Source organism: Aeromonas veronii bv. veronii (assembly GCF_000820225.1).
Classification (GTDB): domain Bacteria; phylum Pseudomonadota; class Gammaproteobacteria; order Enterobacterales; family Aeromonadaceae; genus Aeromonas; species Aeromonas veronii.
On sequence record NZ_CDDK01000038.1, the window covers coordinates 2,209 to 24,583 of the forward strand.

Here is a 22,375-nt window from a genome sequence, read left to right on the forward strand (position 1 = left end):
GATCGCCCGCTTCAATCAGGAGTTCAACGACCGCGGCCTGCTGGCCGAAACCGACCCGGCCGATGACTGGGAGGCGGACGTGGGTTTTGCCGTGAGCGATACCGACTATGCCGAGATCTGGGTAGGCCTTGGCAATGAAGAACAAGAGTATGAGCACCTGTTTGCCCGCATGCTGCTCTCCCGCCGTGTTGACGAGAAGTTCTGCCACATCGAATGGCTGCCCCAATAATTCCGGATCCCGATGATCCCAGCCACTATCAGTGGGAGTCTGGCCCTGACGCCGTGGCCCCCGTGCGCCCATCTGCATCCATTGGGCGCCGGGTGTTGAGGTGGGCAGGCAAGATCGCGCTGGCCGGGCTGCTCTGCTCGGTCGGCTCGGTCGCCTTGCTGCGTTTTATCGATCCGCCGATGTGGAGCTGGCGTATCGAGCGGGCCCTCTTTCCGCCCGCCAAAATCACCCAGGTACGCCATCAATGGGTAGATCTGGAGTCCATCTCCAAAGAGCTGCAACTGGCGGTGATCGCCGCCGAGGATCAGCGCTTTGCCGATCACAACGGCTTTGACATGGATGCCATCAACGCGGCGCTCAAGCACAACCAGCACAGCGAACGGGTGCGCGGCGCCAGCACTCTCAGCCAGCAGACCGCCAAGAACCTCTTTATGTGGAGTGATCGCAGCTTCCTGCGCAAGGGGCTGGAGGCCTGGTTTACCCTGCTGATGGAGCTGGGTTGGGACAAGGCCCGCATTCTCGAGGTCTATCTCAATATCGTGGAGTTCGGCCCCGGCATCTATGGCGCCGAAGCCGCCGCCCGCACCTACTTTGGCAAACCGGCCAGCCGCTTGACCCGCTACGAGTCATCCCTGCTGGCCGCCGCCCTGCCCAATCCGTGGCGTTATCGGGTCAAGCCCCCTTCACCCTATGTGCAGAAGCGCTCGGTCTGGATCCGCCGTCAAATGGGTCAACTGGGTCAGATCACCCTCAATCGGGTGCATCAGGCCGACTGATCCTCAGGGCTCATCGGGTTTCTCCGGTGGGCCCAGATGGCCGCCCACCATCTCGCGGTGAAGCGGCAGATAGTGCCACCACCAGGCCTCGCGCCGTCGCTTGATCTGTTGCCGCCGTCCCCGCTGCTTCATCCCCTTACTCCCTGCCAGATGATCCGTGCCTTAACCATACTCCCCCAACGGCAACTTGGACAGGTCAGGCACGCCCGGCGCACTGGTCTGGCCGCCACAGCCAATAATTGTTACAGTAGCGAACCTCGATGTATCTGGAGTGATTTCATGGAACAGCGTACCCCGGATCAGCTGGTCGAATGGGCCTATGATCAGTTTCTTGAGCAGGCCGCCGATATGCTGGCCCCCGAACAAATAGTCGACATCACCCTGGAGTTTGAGCAGCGTGGCGCCGTGGAGGCAACCCTGCCCAATGCCGACTGGTCGACCGAGCTGGGTGAGCCGGTCGATATGGAGCGCTGGGTCGAAGTATGGGTCGGTTTGCTGGATCATCAGGATGAGTTTGAGGTGATCTTCGCCACCTTCCTGCTGCCCCGTCTGCTGACCGAAGATCAAGTGCATGTGCGCTGGCATCGCCAGCAGCAGGCATAAAAAAGGCGCCATCGGCGCCTTTCTTGTTTCTATTTTCACTTAATTCAGTTTTCTGCTAATCCTGCGCCGCGATGGCCTTGGCCAGACAGCGGCGGCACCAGCAAGCGCTGGCCTCCTGCATCGGCAGTACCGGCAACTGGCTGCACCAGCACTGGGCGATGGTCTGACCGGCAGAGACGGCGCAATGGGCCGGTTCGCCACAACCCGGACAGCGGTGGGTGCTTTTCGAGCCATTCAGCTCGGCCATCACCGCCAGCTGGGCCTTGCTATCCATCGCCGACCAGTGGCCGATCTCGGTCAAGGTGCGGCCACAACCAAGGCAAAGCCCATCTTTCGCCTTGCAGAGGCCAACACAGGGACTCGGCATCTTATTCGCTATCCACGGCCGAGTCGGTCTCTGTGGCCACCAGAGTGATGGCGTTATCTTCGATGACGATCTTGCCCTGCTTGTAGAGGCCGCCGATCGCCTTCTTGAAGGTGCCCTTGCTCATGCTGAACAACTTGTAGATGAGCTCGGGTTCGCTCTTGTCACCCACCGCCAGACTGCCGCCCTGCTTTTTCATCCGGCTCAGAATCCGTTCACCGGCATCATCAACCCGCGCCAGACCCGGCTTTTGCAGGGTCAGATCGAGCTTGCCATCTTCGCGCACCTGCTTGACCCAGGCGGTTTGCGGCCGACCGGTCATCACCCGGCCAAACACCTCGTTCTTGAACAGCATGCCGGGATACTGACCGTTGACGATCACCTTGATGCCCAAGGGCGAGTGCTCCCCCGGCAGCGCGGTCACTTCGTCACCGACCTTGAAGTTGCTGCCGGCCGGGGTCAGGAAACGCTCGATGCGGCTGGTGCCGACCATGCGCCCTTCGTTATCCAGTTGCAGACGCACCAGATAAACGTGGCCCACCTGCATCGGCTTGTTCTGCTCACGGCTGGGCACGAACAGATCCTTTTTCATGCCCCAGTCGAGGAAAGCACCAATCTTGTTGGCATTGACCACTTTCAGACCGGCAAATTCGTCCACCATGGCAAATGGCTTGTCGGTGGTGATCACCGGCTCGCAATCGGCATCCAGATAGAGGAAGACCTGCACGCTATCCCCCTCTTTCACCCCTTCCGGCAGTTGACGTTTGGGCAGCAGCAGTTCACCGTACTCATCGGCCGCAAGCCAGGCGCCACGGTCTTCGAGTTCAACAACGGTGAGGGTGTTCATCTTGCCAATCTGTATCATGGTGCTCTCTTTTCTCATTACCCGGATGGGCCAATTGATCATGGCCCCTATGGGCGCGCATGTTACCTCAAGAGCGGTGATCCGGCCTAGTCCCCAAGCCACCACGAACCGCCCTTTCGCCCCTATCTTATCCGCCAATGGTGATTAAATCGCCAAACAGGCGGCCATTTACTGCAAATAACCCCACTTTTAGGTAGACTTCGCGGCTGTTCAAATCCAGAGGAACTGTCGATGAACCCATCCACTCGTACCCGCCATCTTAATCAATGGATCCAGAGCCACAGCGATCAGGACATGACCTACCCGGCCCTGCACGGTTTTCTCTGTGCTCGTCTGGTGGGGCCAGAGACCCCTGACTGGCAACACCCGCTGGCTGGTCTGCTGGAACAGGATGCCGAGTTGGATGAAAAAAGCGCAGAAGCCCTCAACCACCTGATCGCCGAGCTGGAATCCCAAGCCGACGACGCCCAGCTGGCCCTGCCCAGCCAGTGCCGCCTGCCCAGCGATAACCCCGAGCAGGTGTTCGAACAGAGCCACCCCCTCGGTCAATGGTGTTATGGCTTCAGCATGGGTTTTGCCACCTGGCCCAAGCCGAAGGATTTGAACGACCCGACCACCCAGTACCGCTTCAGTCTGGCCGCAGAGCTGAGCCTGTTTCGCGACAAGCAGATGGCCCAGATGCTCTATAGCGCAGCCGCCAGCGAACTCCCCTTTGTCGAGTTCTGCAAACGCCAGCGCCAGAATATGAAAACCGCCCTCAACCAGTTGCTCAACCTCGACCAGTATCAGGCCGCCCCCAGCGCTGATGTGGCCCTCAATGGCGAGCAGGCCCAACAGTGGCAGACCTGGTTCGAGCTGGCCGACAGCTGCCGCGATCATCAGGCCCGCCTCGGCTGGTTCGAGAAGATCATCGCCGATGCCACTCCGCTGTTTGACGACGCCTTCTGGCAGCAAATCGCCGGCCACGGCTGGAGTGCCCCCGAACTGCGCCCTCTGCTGGCCGCCAGAGCCGGGCGCGCCGACTGCCTGCTGCGCCTTGGCAAGCTGGGTGAAGCCAAAGCGGAGTATCTGGCGCTGCTGACAATCTGCATGGCCGATGAGCTGGGTTGCCGCTACAACCTCTCCACCCTCTATGCACTGCAAGGGGATTGGCAGGTGTTGGCCGCCCTGCTGGTGCGCTTCGATGAAGCCTCCAGCTGGTTGCTCTATAACAAGGCGCTGATGCTCTTTGCTACCGAGGGTGCCGAGGCAGCCAAGCCCCATCTGCTGGTCGCCATCGAGGCCAACCCGCACATTCCGGCCTGCCTGCTGGGTCAGCGCAAGCTGCCCAAACAGGAGCCACAAAGCTGGCAAGCGGGCAGCCGCGACGAGGCCGCGCTCTACGCCATCCACACTCGCGAGGCCTGGCTCAAGCAGAACGCCCTCATCTGGTTGCGTAAAGGCTGAACAGCGTTGGCTTAAAATCCCGTCGGTCAGACCCGGTTTTTACTTGAGGGCGTGCGCCACCGCACATTTCATCGCAACCGGGTCAGACAAATCAGCTTGAGTTTCGTATCATCAATGTCAAAGTATCAAAAGAAACTGCATCTGATGCAGCCGTCACAGCAGGGTGTAATATGTCAAAAATCATAGCGTTACTCGCTCACTACCCGCCCTATCAGTTGGTACATGCCGCCGAGATGCTACGGGATACCTTCGAACAGTTTTATGAGCAGCGTTACCAGCTGACCGTGCCGCAGTGGCGCCTGATGATGGTGCTCGGCCCCAACTACCCCATCAGTCAGAAAGAGCTGGTCGAGGCGAGCGGCATGGACAAGGTGCGCATCTCCCGCGAGATCCGCCGTCTGGTCGAAAAAGGGATCATCTTTACCGAGAGCAGCGAGCAGGACAAACGCATCAGCCTGGTCTCCCTCACCAATGCCGGGCTCGCCCTCTTCCTGCAGCTCAAGAGTGAAGCGGGCAGCTGGCAACATACCCTGACCGACTATCTGCCTAGCGAATCCCGCGAGGCGATCCGCCAGCATCTGCACAGCGTCAGCGCCGCCATCGAGCAGCTGCAATCACTGGATCGGGAGAAATAATCATGGATTTGAAAAAGTTCGCCACCATGGACATCAACATGCTGCTGAGCGTCGTCAATATGCAGCTGCGTGATCGCTATGACGATCTGGATGATCTCTGCAAAGCGCAGGATATCGATCAGGCTGCACTGGAAGCGCGGCTCGCCAGCGGCGATTTTCACTACCAGCCAGCCCAGAAACAGTTCAGATAAAGATAGCTAGCGGGATCGGGATCACAGCGCCAGTGATGGCGCTGGCTCTGCGGTAAAAACCTGATATGGTCTGAAGAGCCCCAACAGGGTGATGCACGGATACATCACCCTGTCACAAGAGGGCATTAAAATCGTTTCAGGTGAGCAAACCAAGGATGACCCCATGATATTGATGACCCGACAGAGCCTGTTGATCACGCTCTGTACCCTGTTGATGATCAGCCTCTTCACGCCCCACTTGCCGCAAAGTACCGAACAGTGGCTGACCACCCTCTTGCTTGGCCTGCTGGTCGCGGTGGCATTGCTGCTGGTGCGCGGTTGTCGCCGTTTTATGATGGAGTAGCGATTCCGCCGGAACGTCTATACCGATCGCTTGCCGCGATACTCTCTGTAGCAGCAACGTCTGTCGTAATCATATCTAGCCCAAAAACAAACGCAGCCTGATGGCTGCGTTCCTGTATCTCGCGGGCAACCCCTTCCCTGACGGGATAGAGAGCCCTTATATAGCCAGAGCCTCAAGCTGCGCTTTGGCCGCTTCCATCCCCTTGCTCTGGGCATCCGGACCCATCCCCATCCCTTCGGCGTAGATGAAATCCACCTCTTTGATACCGATGAAACCGAGCACGGTACGCATGTAGGGAGTGACCAGATCGGTGGCACTGCCAACGTGCATGCCGCCACGAGGGCTGATCACCAGCGCACGGGTATTTTCAACCATACCGACCGGACCGGTCTCAGTGTAGCGGAAGGTGACGCCAGCACGAGCCACCAGATCGATCCAGTTTTTCAGCTGGGTCGGGATGTTGAAGTTGTACATGGGGGCCGCAATCACCACCAGATCGCTTGCTTTGAGCTCGGCGATCAGCTCGTCAGACTGGGCGATCACCGCCAGTTGACGTTCATTGAGGTTGTCACCACCGCGCAGGCCGGAGGCCAGCTCGCCATCCAGCACCGGCAGGTTGAGGGCCGCCAGATCACGCACGGTGACTGCATCATCCTGATGATCAGCCAGGAAGCCGTCGATCAGGGCGTTGGATTGGGAATATTGACCCAGGATGCTGGATTTGAGTACGAGGATATTGGCCATGGTGAAACTCCATTTGGTTGTCGGTTGAACAGCGTTGCTGTCGATGGAGGTCACTCTAAACATTGTGCTTATTTGCTGATAGCGAAAATAGATGCTCAACTTGTTCAAAATTTTTGATTAAAGGCCATTTCCTCGCCAGCCAACCCTGCGGCCGCGCTTCAACCCTTGGCAGAACAAACGATTGCCGTTATGATCCGCCGCACTTTTTTCCAGCGACCCGGATCCCATGATACCCTCGCGCAGGCACTCTCCTTTGGCCGGTGCAGTCTGGATGATGGTGGCAGGACTCTGCTTCGTCGCCGTCAACAGCCTGAGCCAGTATGTTAGCTTCAAACTCGGCCTTGCCTCTACTCAGGTCGCCTTTCATCAATACCTGATCGCCCTGATCTGCCTGTTGCCCTGGCTGGTTCGTCATGGCTTGCGCCAATCCTTGATGACCAATCAGTTCCGGCTGCACCTGTTGCGGGTATTGCTGGCGGTAGTCGGCATCCAACTCTGGCTCTGGGCGTTGGCGTACCCCGTACCCATCTGGCAGGGGATCGCTCTGCTGATGACCTCACCGCTGTTTGCCACCCTGGGTTCCGCCCTGCTGCTCAAGGAGCAGGTGAGCCGCGCCCGCATTCTGGCCACCCTGGCGGGCTTTGCCGGCGCCATGCTGATCCTCGCCCCCTGGACTGACGAATTCAACTGGGCCTCCCTGCTGCCGGTGGCGGCGGCGCTGTTCTGGGCCGGCTACTCCCTGATGGTGCGCTATCAGGCAGCCAACGAATCATCCCACACCATTGTGGTCTATCTGCTTATCTTCAGTACCCCGTTCAACGTCATGCTGGCCCTGCCGGAGTGGCAGTGGCCAAGCGAGAGCCAGTGGCTGCTGGTAGCCGCTTCCGGCGTGCTGACGGCGCTGGCCCAGATGTCCATCGCCCGCGCTTACAGCGTGGCGGAGGCCTCCTTCGTACAACCTTTCGATTTTGCCAAGCTGCCGATGAACGTGGTGGCGGGCTGGCTGGTATTTGGCTGGGCGCCCCCCGGCCGTCTGTGGCTTGGCGCCGCCATCATCATTGGCGCCATTACCTTGCTGACCCATCTGGAGCAGCGCGCTCACAAACCCGTTTCCTGAGGTACGCCATGCGTGCCTCTTTTTTTGTCCGCTATTTGTGTAATAGCGATCATCAACAATGACCATCGACATCAGGAGAGATCGTATGTTTGGAACCGCAACCCGCCCCGGCGCCACCCGTGCCCTGCTGCTGGGCTCCGGCGAACTTGGCAAGGAGGTCGCCATCGAGTTGCAACGGTTCGGGATCGAAGTGATCGCCGCCGACCGCTACCCCAATGCCCCCGCCATGCAAGTGGCCCACGCAGCCCACGTGCTGGACATGCTCGATGGCAACGCCCTGCGTGCCCTGGTTGCCGAGGTTAAACCCGACCTCATCATCCCCGAGATTGAAGCGATCGCCACCGATACCCTTGCTTCCCTTGAGCAAGAAGGGGTCAAGGTAGTGCCCAACGCCCGCGCTACCCAGCTCACCATGAACCGGGAAGGGATCCGCCGCCTCGCCGCCGAGACCCTGGGCCTGCCCACCTCCCCCTACCGTTTTGCCCAAAGCAAAGAGGAGTTTGTCGCCGCCGTCGAGGTTATCGGCCTGCCCTGCGTGGTGAAACCTGTGATGAGCTCGTCCGGCAAGGGGCAGAGCGTACTGCGCGATCTCGCCAAGCTGGATGAGAGCTGGACCTACGCCCAGGAAGGCGGCCGCGCCGGTCGTGGCAAGGTGATCGTCGAGGGCTTCGTTCCCTTCGAGTACGAGATCACCCTGCTCACTGTACGCGCCGTCGATGGCATTCACTTCTGCGAGCCGATCGGCCACCGTCAGGAAGATGGCGACTACCGCGAATCCTGGCAGCCGCAGGTGATGAGCGAGCTAGCGCTGGCCCGCTCCAAAGAGGTAGCTGCCAAGGTGGTCGAGGCCCTCGGTGGTTACGGCCTGTTCGGAGTCGAGCTCTTTATAAAAGGCGATGAAGTGTGGTTCAGCGAAGTCTCGCCGCGTCCCCACGATACCGGCATGGTGACCCTGATCTCGCAGGATCTCTCCGAGTTCGCCCTGCACGTACGCGCCATTCTGGGGCTGCCGGTCGGCACCATCACCCAGTACGGGCCTAGTGCCTCTGCCGTGGTACTGCGCGAAGGGCACAGCCAGGATATCCGCTATCAGGGAATTGGTGAGGCATTGGCGCTGGTGCCGGGCGCCCAGCTGCGGCTATTTGGCAAGCCGGAGATCGCCGGTCGCCGCCGTCTTGGCGTGGCGCTGGCCCGCGCAGCGGATTGCCAGGATGCGGTGGAAAAAGCCAAAGCCGTGGCCGCCAAGGTCGAAGTACTGTTCTAAGGGCTTTTTTGCCACAGCAAAACAAACGTTTGCCGATGTGATCGGGCGCAAGGGGCATGGCAATGCCCCTTTTGCATTTCCCCGTCAGGCTTATAATCCCCTCTTCAAATTTGTCAGGAGTACAAGATGTTAGCTGCCGTGATCTTCGATATGGATGGTGTTCTGATCGACTCGGAACCCTTTTGGCAACGGGCCCAGATCGCCGTTTTCTCCGAACTGGGTCACCCCCACACCGTCGAGGATTGTGAGTCGACCATCGGCGTGCGCATCGATCAGCTGGTCGCCCACTGGTATCGCCTGCGCCCGTGGAGCGGCCCGAGCCAGGAAGAAGTGGTACAGCGCATTCTGGATCGGGTCAACGCCCTGATCCTCTCCGAAGGTCAGGCCAAAGCCGGCGTGCTGGAGGCACTCGACCTTATCGAAGCGCGCGGCCTGAAAGTGGGTCTGGCCACCTCCTCCCCCTTCGCCATGGTAGAAGCGGTGCTCGGCAAACTCGGCATCCGCGATCGCTTTATGGCGGTTCACTCCGCAGAGGTGGAGCGTTTTGGCAAACCGCACCCGGATGTCTATATCCACGCCGCCGAGAAACTGGGGGTAGATCCGGTTCATTGTCTGGCCATCGAAGACAGTTTTACCGGCCTGCTGGCGGCCAAGGCGGCCTCCATGACCGCGCTGATCGTGCCGGACCCCGCTTTAGTGGGTGACCCACGCTTGGCCATCGCCAACTACCAGCTCGGCTCGCTGGCCGAGCTGAATGCCGACATGTTGGCCAGCTGGGTCAAGTAGCGCCTATCGGCGCCTTGCTGCGCTCGCGTTCTCATATCCGCAGGGGGCTCCAGCCCCCTGTGATTGCCAAACAACCGTTGGCAATTTGCCTCTTTTCACCTGTCATTCTCAACCAGATTGTTCCTCTCGCACACGACCAGTCCAACCGGTTGCACCTTGCCATCCCTCAGGCTTGATCTCTGTCATAAACGTGCGTTTGCTCGCGGTTAACCCCCTGCAGCCCGACTAGAATCAGGGTAGATAGGCGGCCTCAGGGCCCGAGGAGGTTATCATGATCGAGTACACCAGCAAGCGCATCGTCTGCCCTCACTGTGGCCACCATACCCGGGTCGAGCTGGATGCCAGTCAGGGTGATCAAGAGTTTTACGAAGATTGCATGGCCTGTTGCAATCCAATCCACCTGCGGCTTCACCGCGACGAAGCCCGCGACTGTTTGCAGTTGTTTGTGGATGCAGACGACGAGCAACTGTTTTGATTGCGAGTCACAAAAGGCCGAGCATCTGTTTTGCCTGCAAGTCGCAAAGAGCTGAGCAGATGTTGTGACTGCGAGTCATAGAAAGTTGAGTGGATATTTTCACCGCATGAATAACAAGGGCCTGCATACTGCAGGCCCTTGTTTATGAAGGGATTGAAACCGAGCCGTTTCCTTTCAGTGACCCCCGCGCGCCGCCAGTACCCGCTCCACGGTATCGACGATGGCCTGGGTCTGAGGATCGATCTCGATATTGGTCTGCCAGCCAGCCTTGACCCAACCCAGATTGGTGCGGGCCAGGGTCTCGGGGATCAGATGGACGCAGAACTCCCGCTCGCGCACCTCACCTATGGTCAGGCTGATGCCATCGATGCCGATATACCCCTTGGTCAGCACATATTTCATCAGCTCGGGAGCGAGGCGATACCACACCTGACGGTTCTTGGGTGTGTCGATCACCGAGGTAACCTCTGCCATGCCGATGATATGGCCAGACATGGCATGACCGCCGATCTCGTCGCCAAAGCGGGCAGCCCGCTCCACATTGACCTTGTCCCCCACCTGCAGCTTGCCGAGGTTGGTCAGGCGCAGGGTCTCCTGCATCAGATCGAAGCTGACCAGCTCCCCCTCAACTCGGGTGACAGTCAAGCAGCAGCCGTTGTGAGCGACCGAGGCGCCGAGGGCCAGCCCTTCCCCCCACGCCGGGCTGGGCATGCGGATCACGTGGGTACGAAATGAAGCACTCTCTTCGATGGCGACCAGCTCGGCCACACCTTGCACAATTCCGGTAAACATCATCACCTCTTTGTTTCTGGTAACACGCTCTGTTTTTTATCGCGGCCTGTGGCCGCTTCTTTTACATAATCCGTTTTTACACAATTCGTTTCGTACAAACTGTCACACCTGCTCCGCCGCCTCAGACCGCGCCAGCACACGAGCCCGGCGCTGGGAATGGATGACCACTATGCCAGCCAGCACGATGAGTAGACACCCCGCCATACTACTGAGGGTCGGCATTTCACCAAACATCAGATAGCCGCAGAGGGTAGAAAAAAAGATCTGGAAATAGAAGAAGGGCGCCAGAGTAGAGGCCTGCGCATACTGCATCGCCTTGATAAGGCAATATTGGGAGAGCAGGGTCACCACCGGTAGCGCCAGCAGATAAGGCCAGTCGGCAAGCCCAGGGAAGCGCCACAGTGCAGGCTGCCAGCAGAGTGCGACCATTGCCACCATCCCCAGCATGAAGCAGGTGGCGATCAGGATATCGAGGGTAGTCAAACGTGGATCCACCAGCTTGGTGATGAGGTTGTAGCCGGTGTTGGCCAGTACAATGACCAGTGGCAGCAGATAGTAGAGGTTCGCGTCGCCCCCGTCAGGATGGGTCACCACCAGCACGCCAAACAACCCCAACAGCACGGCCGCCACCTTGGCCCGGGTCAGACGCTCCCTGAAAAAGATCACGCCCGCCACCACGAAGGCCAGCGAACCAAGCTGGCAAATGATGGTGTAGACGTTGAGCGGTACATGGGCCAGCGCAATCACCGAGACCAGCGCACAGACCAGAAACAGCAGCGAGCGCAACAATAGCCAGCGATCCACCGCCAGCAGCGCCGACATGGTGCGCCTTGGCAACAACAGCAGCAGACCGAGGAAAGGAACAAAGAAGCGAAACCAGACCATCTCCATCACGGAGTAGCCATGGAGTACCAGATATTTGTCTGCGCCATCCTTAAGCGTCAGGGCGAGAAGTGCAAACAGCGTCAGAAAGATCGCCAGTGAGTTGCGCGAAGAGAGCAGCATCAAAGAGGCCGAAACAGGAAAAGGGGGTAACCAAACTAACGGGCTTGCCGCAAATTACAACCGCGAGACTGACAAAATGGGAGCAAAACCGCTATATTTGCTCGCCTTTTTACTTTCAAGGAAGCAAATCATGATGGTTTATGAGTGCTGTGAAGCGATCCGTATCGCCTATAACCAGATTGGATCCGGTGAACAGGGCTATGTGCCGAAGGCCATTGCCGCCACTATTCGCGCCCTCAACGCGGTCGCCGCCGATGAGCGGGTACCCGCCGAACTTCGCGAACAGGCCGCCTATGCAGCAGCCAACCTGCTGATCAGCGATCACGAAGACGCCTGATCCTGCCCCTCGGGGTGGCAACTATTTCGTCCTGGCTGAATTTCAGGCTAGAATGCCTCCCCCACCCTTTGCACTTTCGTCCGAAAGTGCAAAGGCTCTTCCCGATTTCCGCTCTTTTTTACTCTTATCTGATCCACTCGGAGGTGTCAGTGCAACGTTATTGGTCCGAGGCGAAGCAGCTCGTCCGTCTAGCCAGCCCCATTCTGGTCGCCCAGGTGGCCCAGGTCGCCATGAACTTCGTCGATACCGTGATGGCGGGTCAGGTGAGTGCGGTCGATCTGGCTGCCGTGTCGGTGGCGTCCAGCTTCTGGCTACCGGTGATCCTGCTGGTGCAGGGGATCATCATGGCGCTCACCCCCATCGTCTCCCAACTCAATGGCGCCCGTAAACGGGAGGCAATTCGCCCGGCCGTTCATCAGGGTTTCTGGCTGGCGCTCATCGTCACCCCGCTGGCGATGATTGCGCTTTATTACAGCCCGCTGGCGTTGCAGTTCATGGATGTGGAGCCGGTGATGGCGGCCAAGACCACCGGCTATCTGCACGCTATCCTGTGGGGCCTGCCCGCCTTCGTGATGTTCCAGGTGCTGCGCAACTTCAGTGAGGGGCTCTCCCACACTATGCCCACCATGGTGATCGGCTTTGTCGGGCTGGCGGTCAATATTCCCGCCAACTACATCTTCATTCACGGCCACTTCGGCATGCCGAAACTGGGCGGGGTGGGTTGTGGCGTGGCCACGGCAATCGTGCTGTGGGCCATGCTGCTGGCGATGATCCTCTATGTGAAGCTCTCCCGTCACTTCACCGAGATCCGCCTCTTCTCCCAGCTGGCTCGCCCCAACGGCAGCCGGATCTGGCGCTTGTTCCGCTTAGGGTTCCCCATCGCCATGGCGATCTTCTGCGAGGTGACCCTGTTTACCGTGGTGGCACTGATGCTGGCCCCCTTCGGTGCCGAGACGGTGGCGAGTCACCAGATTGCACTGAACTTCTCCAGCCTGGTCTTTATGCTGCCCCTCTCCATCGGGGTGGGTGTCACCATCCGGGTCGGCCACAGTATCGGTGAAGGGCAGCCCCATCATGCCCGGGTAGCGGCTCGCACCGGTTTGATGCTGGGGATGGCCATCGCCGCAGCTACTGCCGCCATGACGGTGCTGCTGCGCGAACAGATCGCCTCCATCTATACCGATGATCAGCAGGTGATCGTCCTGGCGGCCATTTTGCTGTTCTTCGCCGCCATCTATCAAATCTCCGACTCGGTGCAGGTGGTCGCGGCCGCTGCGCTGCGCGGTTACAAGGATACCCAGGCGATCTTCTACGTCACCATCGTCGCCTACTGGGGACTGGGGCTGCCCACCGGCATGATCCTGGGTCTGACCGACTGGCTGGTGCCGCGGATGGGGCCGCAGGGCTTCTGGATCGGCTTTATCGTCGGTCTCACCAGCGCGGCCCTGATGCTGGGGGCGAGATTGCGCTACATCTATGGCCGTTTTGCAACTCCGGAAGCCTGTACTACCCTGTCGCGAGCCCAGTAACAGGGCTTGGCAAGCGACAACTCGCCTGCAAAATCAACAGGCTGCGCAAGAACTGGGCAAACAGTCTCCTTTGTGCATATGGCCTGTTGACAGCCTTGGGGGGCATGGGTAGTATGCCGACCACGTCAGCAGCGCTGGCGTAGTGAAGTAAGAGAAAGTGGGTTTATAGCTCAGTTGGTTAGAGCACTACCTTGACATGGTAGGGGTCGTTGGTTCGAATCCAATTAAACCCACCACTTTTTCTGTGATGCGTCCTTAGCTCAGCTGGTTAGAGCACCACCTTGACATGGTGGGGGTCGGTGGTTCGAATCCACTAGGACGCACCATTACAGAACACTGATTATGCGTCCTTAGCTCAGCTGGTTAGAGCATCACCTTGACATGGTGGGGGTCGGTGGTTCGAATCCACTAGGACGCACCATTCAGTCTCAAAACTTTGCAGATATTCCAGATGTGGGTTTATAGCTCAGTTGGTTAGAGCACTACCTTGACATGGTAGGGGTCGTTGGTTCGAATCCAATTAAACCCACCACTTCTGCATAAAGAAATAAAAGTCGCATTGCGCATCCTGCGTCCTTAGCTCAGCTGGTTAGAGCATCACCTTGACATGGTGGGGGTCGGTGGTTCGAATCCACTAGGACGCACCAGATTAAAAAAGCCCGCTCATCGAGCGGGCTTTTTGCATTCTGCCGTGCCGCCAATCCGTTCAGCACAATTCGGCAATGGCGCAGAGCCTTGTTCCCATAAAAAAACCCGTGCCATCCGATGAATGACACGGGCCGGATAAACGCCGCCAGCGCCTCAGCTCTGCACGGCAATCTCGTACTTCTTTATCTTGCGATAGAGGGTGGCAATCCCAATCCCCAGCGCCTGTGCGGCCAGTTTTTTGTTGCCAAGCCGCTGCAGGGTCTCTTCAATCATCTGTTTCTCCATGCTCTCAAGGCCGCTCTCACCTGGAACGGGGTCAGGCAGTTTCTCCGGCGTGGCGGCGAGCGGAGCTGTGGCAGGTACATTGAACGCCGCATCCAGATTGGTCACCGGGATCGACTGGGCCGCCACGCGATGGGGCTCCTGATTGCGGATGATATTGGGGGGCAGCAGGCTGGCGTCAATCACTTCGCCCGCCTGGCTGACGTTGACCAGATATTCGATGAGGTTGCTGAGCTCACGGACGTTGCCCGGCCAGCGATACCCCTTGAGCAGCGCCATCACCTCGGGTGCCAGACCGGGATAGACGATGCCAATGCGGCTGGTGTGCAGGTTGAGGAAGTAGTGGGTCAGCAGCTCCACGTCCCCTTCCCGCTCCCGCAGCGGCGGCAGGTTGAGGGGGATAACGTTGATGCGGTAGTAGAGATCTTCACGAAACTTCCCCTCGGCGATGTATTGATCGAGATGCTGGTGAGTGGCGGCGATGATGCGAATATCCACCGGCACCGGTCGGCTGGCCCCGATGGGGGTCACCTCCCGCAGCTCCAGCACCCGCAGCAGCTTGGCCTGCATGGTAAGCGGCATGTCGCCAATCTCGTCGAGGAACAGGGTGCCCTGATGGGCCGCCTGGATCAGGCCCTGTTTGCCACCGCTGGAGGCACCGGTAAAGGAGCCCTTCACATAGCCAAACAGCTCGCTCTCCAGCAGTTGTTCGGGAATGGCGGCACAGTTGATGGCGATGAACGGCTTGTCCTGACGGGGACTCAAGCGATGGACGGCGCGGGCCACCACCTCTTTACCGGTGCCGCTCTCGCCACAAATCAGCACGCTGGAGGGACTCTGGGCGATGCGGTGCAGCAGTCGTTTGAGGGTGCGCATCGGCTTGCTCTCGCCGATCAGCTGATCGATCCGCACATCCGGATCCGGCTCCTGAACCTGACCGGAGTGGGACTGGTGAAACGCCATCAGAAAGAGCTGCTGGCCCTGCACATGGTGTAGCTGGCCGATGATCAGCTCCTGACGACCTTCAAAGGTGATGATGTGCTGAAGATGACCACTCAGCCCCTGTTGGGAGAAGGTGAGCGGGCGGATCCCCACTTCGCGCCCCTGCAGCTGTTCCTGCTGGCAACCCAGATGATGGAGCGCCGCCTCGTTGGCGTAGAGCAGTTGACTCTTGTCATCGAGCAGCAGGCAGCCCTGATCCATGTTGGTCATCAGATTGAGGAACACCTTGTTGACCCCGTCCGACAGCCCGCGCGAATCGAGCAACTTGGCTACAAAGATGGTAGAGATATGGCGCACATAGTCACACACATCCTGCAAATTGTTGTTGAGGCGCGCCTGCTGCTCGTCGCTGAAGGCCACCAGACTGATCACCCCGATACAGCGCTCGTCCACCATGATGGGCACCCCGAGGAAGGCGCGCTCACGGCAGCTCTCCTTGCAGGTACAGCCGTCACACACCGGATCATCGCTGGTGTGGGTAACGATCTTCTCCCGCTGGTTATCAATCACATAGCGCAGCAGGCGGGAATCCCCCTCCAGCTGACGACCGAAGAACTTGCCATAGGGCCCGGTGCCAGCCACCCGAACCATATCGGCATCCACAATTTCGACCTCAAGCTGCAGCACACTCGCCAGCATCTTGGCAAAGCGCAAGATGGTCGGCTGGATCTGCATCAACAGACACTGGTTGCTCACGGATCTCATCCATCATTCCTTTTTGTTCTTGTTATCCTCCCCCTAAAGGGAGTCATGCTGGCCAGATACTAAGGGATATCAGGGGGAACTACTTCGGGGGGGATCACGAAAAGGGAAAAAGATCCGCATCCTCCGCGACTTCAGAGGCACAGATAAAATTCAATAAAAACATAAAGATGAAAACACATGCAGTGAGATAAACCACTCAGACCAGCCAAGCCTGCTGATCCGCAAAGTCCATCGACAGCTCATGCTGACTGTGGGGAAAACAACCTCTGAAATGGCATTTAGTTCACGCACCACGTACCTGTTTCAAGACTTGGCACTCATGGTCGAAATCCGCTTTATCTTGCGGCTGAATGTAACTTTGCCAGCGGGCAAACAGCTCGGCCGTCGGATAACGATGCAGACGAATACCGGTGCGATAGAGTTTGGGAAAGAGTGGGTCTGGCTGGGATCTCACGACCAGACCGCGCAGCTTATCGCCGGAGGGAATGGCAATCACCAGCTCATCCCCCTCCTTCAACCGTATGGCACCCAGAATGCCGATACCGCCGATGGCTATGTCGCGCACCACCACATAGGGCACCGGGTTGAGCAACTCCAGAAACCAGTTGCGACGGCTGCATTCTGCCTTGTAACCACCCCCACTAAGGATAAAACGGCGGTGTCTGCGCCAGTCATAACCGGTAGGCAATGCCGGGTCATAGCGCGATTTTGCCTGCCCCACAGGATCAGATTGCTCACTTGTGCCCATCCGGTTTCCCTCACTGGCATTGGTTAAACAGTGTCAGTCAGCTCTTTTTCATACTATAGCTGTCGCCGTTAGCCCTGGGGCTCAGGGCCGGATACGGGGACGACAGATGTATCACGGAGGCAATGATTTGGTACGAACCGTTTCCACGAGAAGAGCCGCAGCGATGCAATCTGACTCAGCCAGGCAGATGAAGTGCCAGCCAGACCGCCAGCGGGATCACCAACACGGAGAGGGCATTGCCGCCGAGCACGATACTGGCCACCTTGTCAGGCTGGCAGTGATACTGCTCGCAGAGCATGTAATTCAACACCGCAGGGGGCAAGGAAACCGACAACATCAACAGCGGGATCCACTCCGTCTTGAGCGGCAACAGCCAGATCGCCAGCAGCAGCGACAATCCCCCCGCCAGCAGATAGAGCAGGTTGCACTTGAGCGCGAGGCCCAGGTGATCGAGCTCTCCCTCCATCAGGCGAATACCCAGCGCAAAGAGCATCAGGGGCACCGAGATCTGGCCGAGTAGCGAGGCCGTGGTCACCACATATTCCGGCAGCGCAATGTGCAGGTTGGCCACCAGCAAACCGGCCAGCGCGGCCCACAGTACCGGGCTGCGCAGCCACAGCCAGCGGGAGGTATTGGCCGAGAGGATAAACATGCCGACCGAAAAGTGCAGCAGATTGGAGAGCACAAAGAGGATCACGATGGCCCCCAGTTGCTGCTCGCCAAACGCCAGCACCATCAAGGGGATACCGAGATTGCCGGTATTTCGGAACATGGCGGGCAAGATCAGCGCTGCCCGCTCAATTCCTTTGAGTTTGAGCAGCGCGAGCAGCAGACCGGGTAACAGAATAACCAGCGCCCCCGCCGCAATCAGCGGCAGATGCTCCGCCAGCGCCAGCGGATACTTGACCAGCGCGGAGAAGACCAGCGCCGGGGTAAACAGCTCGATATTGGCCCGATTGACGTAACCGAGTGCAGCCCCCGGTCGCAATCGCCCGTAGAGGGCGCCGAGCCCGACCACACCGAACACCGGAATGACGATATTGAGCAGGGCGCTGAACATGGGCGGCGTCCGTTACAGTTCGCGGGCCGGCTTGCCCATCAGCACCACCGGATCCAGCGTCACTTCCAGTGCGCCGTTACTGACCCAGAGCTGACCATCGGAAATAGTGCAGGTGAGCTGCATGGTACGCTCGACCATGGCGGTGAGCGGCAGAGTCTGGCTGTCGGAGAGTTCGATGATGCTGAGGTTGTCATGCTGGCTCAGCTTGCCCTGGTTCTGCTTCCACCAGACGGCTGTACCACGACCACCGTAGAGATAGAGCACCACCTGACGGGCGCGGTTGCAGGCTTTTTTGAGCCGTTTTTCATCGGGCTGGCCCAGCTCGATCCAGAGCTCTATTTCGTCCGAGTAGTTCTTGCACCAGAGCTCGGGTTCATCATCGGCGCTCAATCCCTTGGTGAATTCCAGTCGCTCGGCGGCGTGCCAGGCAAAAGCCGCCAGCCGGATCATCATCCGCTCATCGGTTTCGGAGGGGTGGCGCGCCAGCGTGAGGGAGAAGTCCTGATACAGATTGCGATCCATATCAGACAAACTGATCTGGGCCTTGAATACGGTTGCCTTGAGAGCCATAGAAAACCTTGAACACCTGATAAGAGAAGGGTGAGTGGGAAATACGGGCGCCAGTGTAATCAAAATCGGCAGCAGGTTCGACCATCCTGACCAAAGATTTCCCCTTCCCTGCCGGGATAAGTGCTTTAAAAGACACAAAAAACAAATGCCAGTCCGAAGACTGGCATTTGGCGGCATGGAGAAGCGACTCACTTCTCGGCGGACTGTACCCCGAACGCGTTCAGCAGCATGCAACAGGTCACTGCCACCGCCACGAATCCGCTCAGAAAGATAAAGGGCATGGCCCCATATCCCAGTACTGTCCAGATGGTGTGTTCAAGAAGACTCATTGTTGTGTCCTTCATCCGGTGAAAGGTGTGTTCCTTCTGGCGGATATTGGCTCCGCTCTTGATGCCTCCATTTGACCTCAATCAGCGGTTGGGTCCTATGCCACCAAAGTGATAAATGCAGGGTTCATTTGCGCTGGATCAAGCTTTTTGGCCAAATATCCATGCAGTTCAAGCAATTACCACCGCCAATCAAGGATAGACACAAACTCGGCAGAATAAAAAAACGCGCCGGATGGCGCGTTTCTTGGACAGCACAGGCAAGGGATCAGTTGTCGCACAGATCGCTTGGCATGTCCTGACGCAGGCGGGTCCACAGCTTGCCGGACTCGATACCGTACTGACGCACCGTCATGAACACGGCTTCGTGGTTCTTGGTCTCGGCCAGATTGAGCAGGGTCTTGTAGTAGGCATCTGCGGTCTCGCGAGCCTGCTTGTCGGAGAAGTAGTAGCTGCCGACTCTGCTGTACAACCCTTTGAAACCGTTCAGGATCAGGGCGTAGATCGGATTGCCGGAAGCAAACGCCAGCTGGTGGTGCAGGCGATAATCGAACTCGGCATAAGCCTGGGCGTTATTCTCGACCCCATCGGCGCCACGCAGGATCTCGGCGGCCTGTTCCGGATTGTGACGGATCGCCCCGCGGATAAAGATGGTGCAGATATGGGTACGGGCGGAGAGCAGCTGAGCTATCAGATCAGGTACCTTGTCCTGATCCAGACGAGCCAACGTCTCCAGAATATTGAGGCCGGAGGTTTCCCAGAAATTGTTCACCTTGGTCGGCTTGCCATGCTGTATGGTCAACCAGCCATCACGGGCCAGTCGCTGCAGCACTTCGCGCAAGGTCGTCCGCGTCACACCGATCAACTCGGATAATTCACGCTCGGCGGGCAGAATAGATCCGGGAGGAAAGCGATTGTTCCAGATGGACTCGATGATGTATTCCTCGGCAAACCCAGCTGGGCTCTGCGCTTTTATAACCATGAATTGACTCTGTTGTAATGCGTAAAAAGGCTGACGAATGATATCAAAGCGATGATGGCTGGCAAGCATAAGGTCAGTCCTCTGCTCACATATGGCAAATATAGTGTTGGGAATATGTATCTAATCGCCACGAGGGAGCCAGCCAAACCCGACAAGGTGGTTATAAAACAGACAGATGGGCAGAGATCCATCGGCTATCATTTATAATCGTCACGCTTTTTGATTAAAATCACGAGGAATCAGACAGATAAAGGCCAACATCGGGAGGCACAGGTCGAATCATCCTTGACTGCATAGAAGCAGATCCTAACAACAAAGTTGAGACCCATTATCATGCCAATAAGCCTAGGGCAGGCATTCGCCAAGAACTTCTTGGGCAATGCACCACAGTGGTATAAAAGCGCCATCTTGCTATTTCTGGTGATCAATCCGATTGCCTTCCACCTTGATCCTTTCATTGCGGGCTGGTTACTGGTCGTTGAGTTTATCTTCACCCTGGCCATGGCCCTCAAGTGCTACCCCCTGCAACCGGGTGGTCTGCTCGCGATCGAAGCCGTGTTGATCGGCATGACCTCCGCCGATCAGGTCAAACACGAGCTGGTCGCCAATATCGAAGTGCTGCTGTTGCTGGTGTTCATGGTGGCAGGCATCTATTTCATGAAGCAGCTGCTGCTCTATGTCTTCACCAAGCTGCTGATCGGCGTACGCTCCAAGATCCTGCTCTCCCTCTCCTTCTGTCTGGTCTCCGCCTTCCTGTCAGCTTTTCTCGATGCCCTGACCGTGATTGCCGTGGTGATCAGCGTCGCCACCGGTTTCTATGCCATCTATCACAAGGTCTCGTCCGGCAAGGAGTTTGGTCACAGCCATGACCATACCGATGATAAGGAAGTCGCCGAGCTCAATCGCCAGGATCTCGATGATTTTCGCGCCTTCCTGCGCAGCCTGATGATGCATGCCGCCATCGGCACCGCGCTGGGTGGTGTCTGCACCCTGGTGGGCGAGCCGCAAAACCTCATCATCGGCGAGCAAGCCAGCTGGAACTTCGCTGAATTTGCCATTCGTATGTCTCCCGTCACCGTCCCCGTCTTTATCTGCGGTCTGCTGACCTGCGTGCTGGTAGAGCAGTTCCGCTGGTTTGGCTATGGCGCCCGCCTGCCGGACACGGTGCGCGCCATCATGGAGGAGTACAACCGCTACGAAGAGGCAAAACGCAGCCCGCAAGACAAGGCCAAGCTGATCGTTCAGGCGTTGATTGCGATCTGGCTGATTGTCGGTCTGGCCATGCACCTGGCAGCCGTTGGTCTGATTGGCCTCTCGGTTATCGTGCTGGCCACCTCTCTGACCGGGATCACCGAGGAGCACTCGCTGGGTAAAGCCTTCCAGGAGGCTCTCCCCTTCACCGCCCTGCTGGCGGTCTTCTTCAGCGTGGTTGCCGTCATCATCGATCAGCAGCTGTTCAAACCGGTGATCCAGCTGGTACTGGCAGCCAAACCGGAGAACCAGCTGGCCCTCTTCTATCTGGCCAACGGGGTGCTCTCCATGGTCAGTGACAACGTCTTTGTCGGCACCGTCTACATCAATGAGGTGAAGACGGCCATGCTCAATGGTGCCATCGACCGCGCCCAGTTCGATCTGCTGGCGGTAGCCATCAACACAGGTACCAACCTGCCATCGGTCGCCACCCCCAATGGTCAGGCCGCCTTCCTGTTTATGCTCACCTCGGCATTGGCGCCGCTGCTGCGTCTCTCCTATGGCCGCATGGTCTGGATGGCGCTGCCCTACACATTGGTGCTGGGGCTGATCGGCTTTTTCTCTGTCGAATTGCTGCTTGGTCCTGCCACCGAGTGGTTCTATCAGCATGGATGGCTGGTGATGGAGAGTGCACTGCCAGCGGTACAGCAGGCGCTGCATTAATCCATTGAGATGGTTTCCGAGGGCCCTTTCAGGGCCCTTTTCTTTTCGGTTCCGCTCTGCTCTAATTCAGCCACTGTTTTTTCTGAGAGATCAATGAGATGATCGAGTTTCTCCGCCGTATTGCCGCCCATCGGCTGGCTTGGGGCCTGTTGGCAGCATCAGCCCTGTTCCTCGAGTTGTGCGCCCTCTTCTTCCAGCATGTGCTGGGCCTCTCCCCGTGCGTGATGTGCGTTTACGAACGGTTGGCGACCCTGGGGGTGCTGGCCGCCGGTCTGCTCGGCATGGTGGCGCCGAATAAGTGGTATGTTCGCTGGAGTGCCATATTGCTGTGGGGCTACAGTGCCTTCCGCGGCTTCCAGCTGGCCCTCAAGCATGTGGACTATCAGGTTAACCCCTCCCCGTTCAACGTCTGCAGCCCGTTTGCCGACTTCCCGAGCTGGGCTCCGCTCGATCAGTGGCTCCCCTGGCTCTTTATGCCGGAAGGGGATTGTGCCCAGATCACCTGGCAGTTCTTCGGTTACTCCATGCCCCAGTGGCTGGTCGTCATCTTCGCCGCTTACCTGTTGGTCTTCACCGTGGTGGCCATCGGCAATCTGGTGAAAGGGCGCTGCTGCAACTGAGTGTCATGCCCGCGTGG

At 58.3% G+C, this 22,375-nt stretch carries 27 protein-coding genes and 5 tRNA genes; 20 read left to right on the forward strand and 12 right to left on the reverse strand.

The annotated features are described in order from the left end of the window. Together BN1139_RS16105 and mtgA are read left to right on the forward strand one after the other, a co-directional pair. Positions 1-229: DUF440 family protein (locus tag BN1139_RS16105; RefSeq protein WP_052449569.1), on the forward strand; the 229-nt coding region annotated here is incomplete at its 5' end. After that, the gene (gene mtgA / locus BN1139_RS16110) at positions 214-1,005 is read left to right on the forward strand and encodes a monofunctional biosynthetic peptidoglycan transglycosylase (RefSeq protein WP_005352318.1); all 792 of its coding nucleotides are present in this window, start codon (positions 214-216) and stop codon (positions 1,003-1,005) included. The genes BN1139_RS16105 and mtgA, both read left to right, overlap by 16 nt. 3 nt (positions 1,006-1,008) lie before the next feature. Here the strand turns inward: mtgA and BN1139_RS21895 are convergent, their stop codons facing one another. Beyond that, positions 1,009-1,137: a hypothetical protein gene (locus tag BN1139_RS21895; protein WP_256689486.1), complete on the reverse strand. Its 129-nt coding sequence runs from the start codon at positions 1,135-1,137 to the stop codon at positions 1,009-1,011. Positions 1,138-1,284: 147 nt separating this feature from the next. Here BN1139_RS21895 and BN1139_RS16115 point away from each other — a divergent pair, with 147 nt between their 5' ends. After that, positions 1,285-1,608 carry an HI1450 family dsDNA-mimic protein gene (locus BN1139_RS16115; RefSeq protein ID WP_005336851.1) on the forward strand — a complete coding sequence of 108 codons (324 nt, stop codon included), beginning with the start codon at positions 1,285-1,287 and terminating at the stop codon, positions 1,606-1,608. A 55-nt stretch (positions 1,609-1,663) separates the two neighbouring features. On the opposite strand, the gene BN1139_RS16120 is transcribed toward BN1139_RS16115, so the two are convergent. Beyond that, positions 1,664-1,975 carry a cysteine-rich CWC family protein gene (locus tag BN1139_RS16120; RefSeq protein ID WP_005352321.1) on the reverse strand — a complete coding sequence of 104 codons (312 nt, stop codon included), beginning with the start codon at positions 1,973-1,975 and terminating at the stop codon, positions 1,664-1,666. Between the two features lies 1 nt (position 1,976). Next, positions 1,977-2,837 carry a CvfB family protein gene (locus tag BN1139_RS16125; RefSeq protein WP_005336853.1) on the reverse strand — a complete coding sequence of 287 codons (861 nt, stop codon included), beginning with the start codon at positions 2,835-2,837 and terminating at the stop codon, positions 1,977-1,979. A 231-nt stretch (positions 2,838-3,068) separates the two neighbouring features. Between BN1139_RS16125 and BN1139_RS16130 the strand changes: the two genes are divergently transcribed. The 4 genes from BN1139_RS16130 (at position 3,069) to BN1139_RS16145 (ending at position 5,452) form a co-directional block, all read left to right on the forward strand. Then, complete coding sequence (locus tag BN1139_RS16130; protein ID WP_005352323.1) at positions 3,069-4,283, forward strand: UPF0149 family protein; 1,215 nt, start codon at positions 3,069-3,071, stop codon at positions 4,281-4,283. Positions 4,284-4,453: 170 nt separating this feature from the next. After that, entirely contained in the window at positions 4,454-4,918 is a 465-nt protein-coding gene (locus tag BN1139_RS16135) for a MarR family winged helix-turn-helix transcriptional regulator (RefSeq protein WP_005336856.1), read from the forward strand. A gap of 2 nt (positions 4,919-4,920) precedes the next feature. Further along, positions 4,921-5,109 carry a DUF4250 domain-containing protein gene (locus BN1139_RS16140; protein ID WP_005336858.1) on the forward strand — a complete coding sequence of 63 codons (189 nt, stop codon included), beginning with the start codon at positions 4,921-4,923 and terminating at the stop codon, positions 5,107-5,109. A 163-nt stretch (positions 5,110-5,272) separates the two neighbouring features. After that, on the forward strand, positions 5,273-5,452 hold the full coding sequence (locus BN1139_RS16145) for a hypothetical protein (protein ID WP_005336860.1): 180 nt from the start codon (positions 5,273-5,275) through the stop codon (positions 5,450-5,452). Positions 5,453-5,608: 156 nt separating this feature from the next. On the opposite strand, the gene BN1139_RS16150 is transcribed toward BN1139_RS16145, so the two are convergent. Beyond that, on the reverse strand, positions 5,609-6,196 hold the full coding sequence (locus tag BN1139_RS16150; protein ID WP_005352326.1) for an FMN-dependent NADH-azoreductase: 588 nt from the start codon (positions 6,194-6,196) through the stop codon (positions 5,609-5,611). Between the two features lie 274 nt (positions 6,197-6,470). Between BN1139_RS16150 and BN1139_RS16155 the strand changes: the two genes are divergently transcribed. The 4 genes from BN1139_RS16155 to BN1139_RS16170 all read left to right on the forward strand — a co-directional run bounded on the left by BN1139_RS16155 (position 6,471) and on the right by BN1139_RS16170 (position 9,838). Then, positions 6,471-7,313, forward strand: a complete 843-nt coding sequence (locus tag BN1139_RS16155; RefSeq protein ID WP_005352327.1) for a DMT family transporter — start codon at positions 6,471-6,473, stop codon at positions 7,311-7,313. Between the two features lie 85 nt (positions 7,314-7,398). Continuing rightward, positions 7,399-8,577 (forward strand): formate-dependent phosphoribosylglycinamide formyltransferase, encoded by a 1,179-nt coding sequence (purT, locus tag BN1139_RS16160; protein ID WP_005352328.1) that lies wholly within the window; start codon positions 7,399-7,401, stop codon positions 8,575-8,577. Positions 8,578-8,703: 126 nt separating this feature from the next. Continuing rightward, the gene (gene hxpB, locus BN1139_RS16165; protein ID WP_005352329.1) at positions 8,704-9,363 is read left to right on the forward strand and encodes a hexitol phosphatase HxpB; all 660 of its coding nucleotides are present in this window, start codon (positions 8,704-8,706) and stop codon (positions 9,361-9,363) included. A gap of 271 nt (positions 9,364-9,634) precedes the next feature. Next, positions 9,635-9,838 carry a CPXCG motif-containing cysteine-rich protein gene (locus tag BN1139_RS16170; protein WP_005336871.1) on the forward strand — a complete coding sequence of 68 codons (204 nt, stop codon included), beginning with the start codon at positions 9,635-9,637 and terminating at the stop codon, positions 9,836-9,838. 174 nt (positions 9,839-10,012) lie between these two features. Here BN1139_RS16170 and BN1139_RS16175 read toward each other — a convergent pair whose 3' ends face one another. Together BN1139_RS16175 and BN1139_RS16180 are read right to left on the reverse strand one after the other, a co-directional pair. Continuing rightward, complete coding sequence (locus BN1139_RS16175; RefSeq protein ID WP_005352330.1) at positions 10,013-10,630, reverse strand: riboflavin synthase; 618 nt, start codon at positions 10,628-10,630, stop codon at positions 10,013-10,015. Between the two features lie 102 nt (positions 10,631-10,732). After that, on the reverse strand, positions 10,733-11,635 hold the full coding sequence (locus BN1139_RS16180) for a DMT family transporter (protein ID WP_005352332.1): 903 nt from the start codon (positions 11,633-11,635) through the stop codon (positions 10,733-10,735). Positions 11,636-11,765: 130 nt separating this feature from the next. Between BN1139_RS16180 and BN1139_RS16185 the strand changes: the two genes are divergently transcribed. The 7 genes from BN1139_RS16185 to BN1139_RS16215 all read left to right on the forward strand — a co-directional run bounded on the left by BN1139_RS16185 (position 11,766) and on the right by BN1139_RS16215 (position 14,148). After that, on the forward strand, positions 11,766-11,972 hold the full coding sequence (locus BN1139_RS16185; protein WP_005352334.1) for a YaeP family protein: 207 nt from the start codon (positions 11,766-11,768) through the stop codon (positions 11,970-11,972). Positions 11,973-12,121: 149 nt separating this feature from the next. After that, positions 12,122-13,501: an MATE family efflux transporter gene (locus BN1139_RS16190; protein ID WP_005352337.1), complete on the forward strand. Its 1,380-nt coding sequence runs from the start codon at positions 12,122-12,124 to the stop codon at positions 13,499-13,501. A 159-nt stretch (positions 13,502-13,660) separates the two neighbouring features. Further along, positions 13,661-13,737, forward strand: a tRNA-Val gene (locus BN1139_RS16195). Positions 13,738-13,750: 13 nt separating this feature from the next. Beyond that, positions 13,751-13,827: transfer RNA gene (locus BN1139_RS16200), tRNA-Val, on the forward strand. Between the two features lie 18 nt (positions 13,828-13,845). Further along, a tRNA-Val gene (locus tag BN1139_RS16205) sits at positions 13,846-13,922 on the forward strand. Between the two features lie 34 nt (positions 13,923-13,956). Further along, positions 13,957-14,033: transfer RNA gene (locus tag BN1139_RS16210), tRNA-Val, on the forward strand. Between the two features lie 38 nt (positions 14,034-14,071). Continuing rightward, positions 14,072-14,148: transfer RNA gene (locus tag BN1139_RS16215), tRNA-Val, on the forward strand. Positions 14,149-14,302: 154 nt separating this feature from the next. On the opposite strand, the gene BN1139_RS16220 is transcribed toward BN1139_RS16215, so the two are convergent. The 6 genes from BN1139_RS16220 to fadR form a co-directional block, all read right to left on the reverse strand. Continuing rightward, entirely contained in the window at positions 14,303-16,138 is a 1,836-nt protein-coding gene (locus BN1139_RS16220) for a sigma 54-interacting transcriptional regulator (RefSeq protein ID WP_005352340.1), read from the reverse strand. Positions 16,139-16,421: 283 nt separating this feature from the next. Further along, complete coding sequence (locus tag BN1139_RS16225) at positions 16,422-16,886, reverse strand: hypothetical protein (protein WP_005352341.1); 465 nt, start codon at positions 16,884-16,886, stop codon at positions 16,422-16,424. Between the two features lie 175 nt (positions 16,887-17,061). After that, complete coding sequence (locus BN1139_RS16230) at positions 17,062-17,946, reverse strand: AEC family transporter (RefSeq protein ID WP_005352342.1); 885 nt, start codon at positions 17,944-17,946, stop codon at positions 17,062-17,064. 12 nt (positions 17,947-17,958) lie between these two features. Further along, positions 17,959-18,516 (reverse strand): YaeQ family protein, encoded by a 558-nt coding sequence (locus tag BN1139_RS16235; protein WP_005352343.1) that lies wholly within the window; start codon positions 18,514-18,516, stop codon positions 17,959-17,961. A 188-nt stretch (positions 18,517-18,704) separates the two neighbouring features. Further along, positions 18,705-18,845, reverse strand: a complete 141-nt coding sequence (locus tag BN1139_RS21105) for a TIGR02808 family protein (RefSeq protein WP_005345965.1) — start codon at positions 18,843-18,845, stop codon at positions 18,705-18,707. A gap of 265 nt (positions 18,846-19,110) precedes the next feature. Further along, on the reverse strand, positions 19,111-19,824 hold the full coding sequence (gene fadR, locus BN1139_RS16240) for a fatty acid metabolism transcriptional regulator FadR (RefSeq protein ID WP_026034983.1): 714 nt from the start codon (positions 19,822-19,824) through the stop codon (positions 19,111-19,113). A gap of 333 nt (positions 19,825-20,157) precedes the next feature. Between fadR and nhaB the strand changes: the two genes are divergently transcribed. Beyond that, the gene (gene nhaB, locus BN1139_RS16245) at positions 20,158-21,738 is read left to right on the forward strand and encodes a Na(+)/H(+) antiporter NhaB (RefSeq protein ID WP_013723686.1); all 1,581 of its coding nucleotides are present in this window, start codon (positions 20,158-20,160) and stop codon (positions 21,736-21,738) included. A gap of 98 nt (positions 21,739-21,836) precedes the next feature. Continuing rightward, positions 21,837-22,358, forward strand: a complete 522-nt coding sequence (gene dsbB / locus BN1139_RS16250) for a disulfide bond formation protein DsbB (protein ID WP_013723685.1) — start codon at positions 21,837-21,839, stop codon at positions 22,356-22,358. The last annotated feature ends 17 nt before the right edge of the window (positions 22,359-22,375 follow it).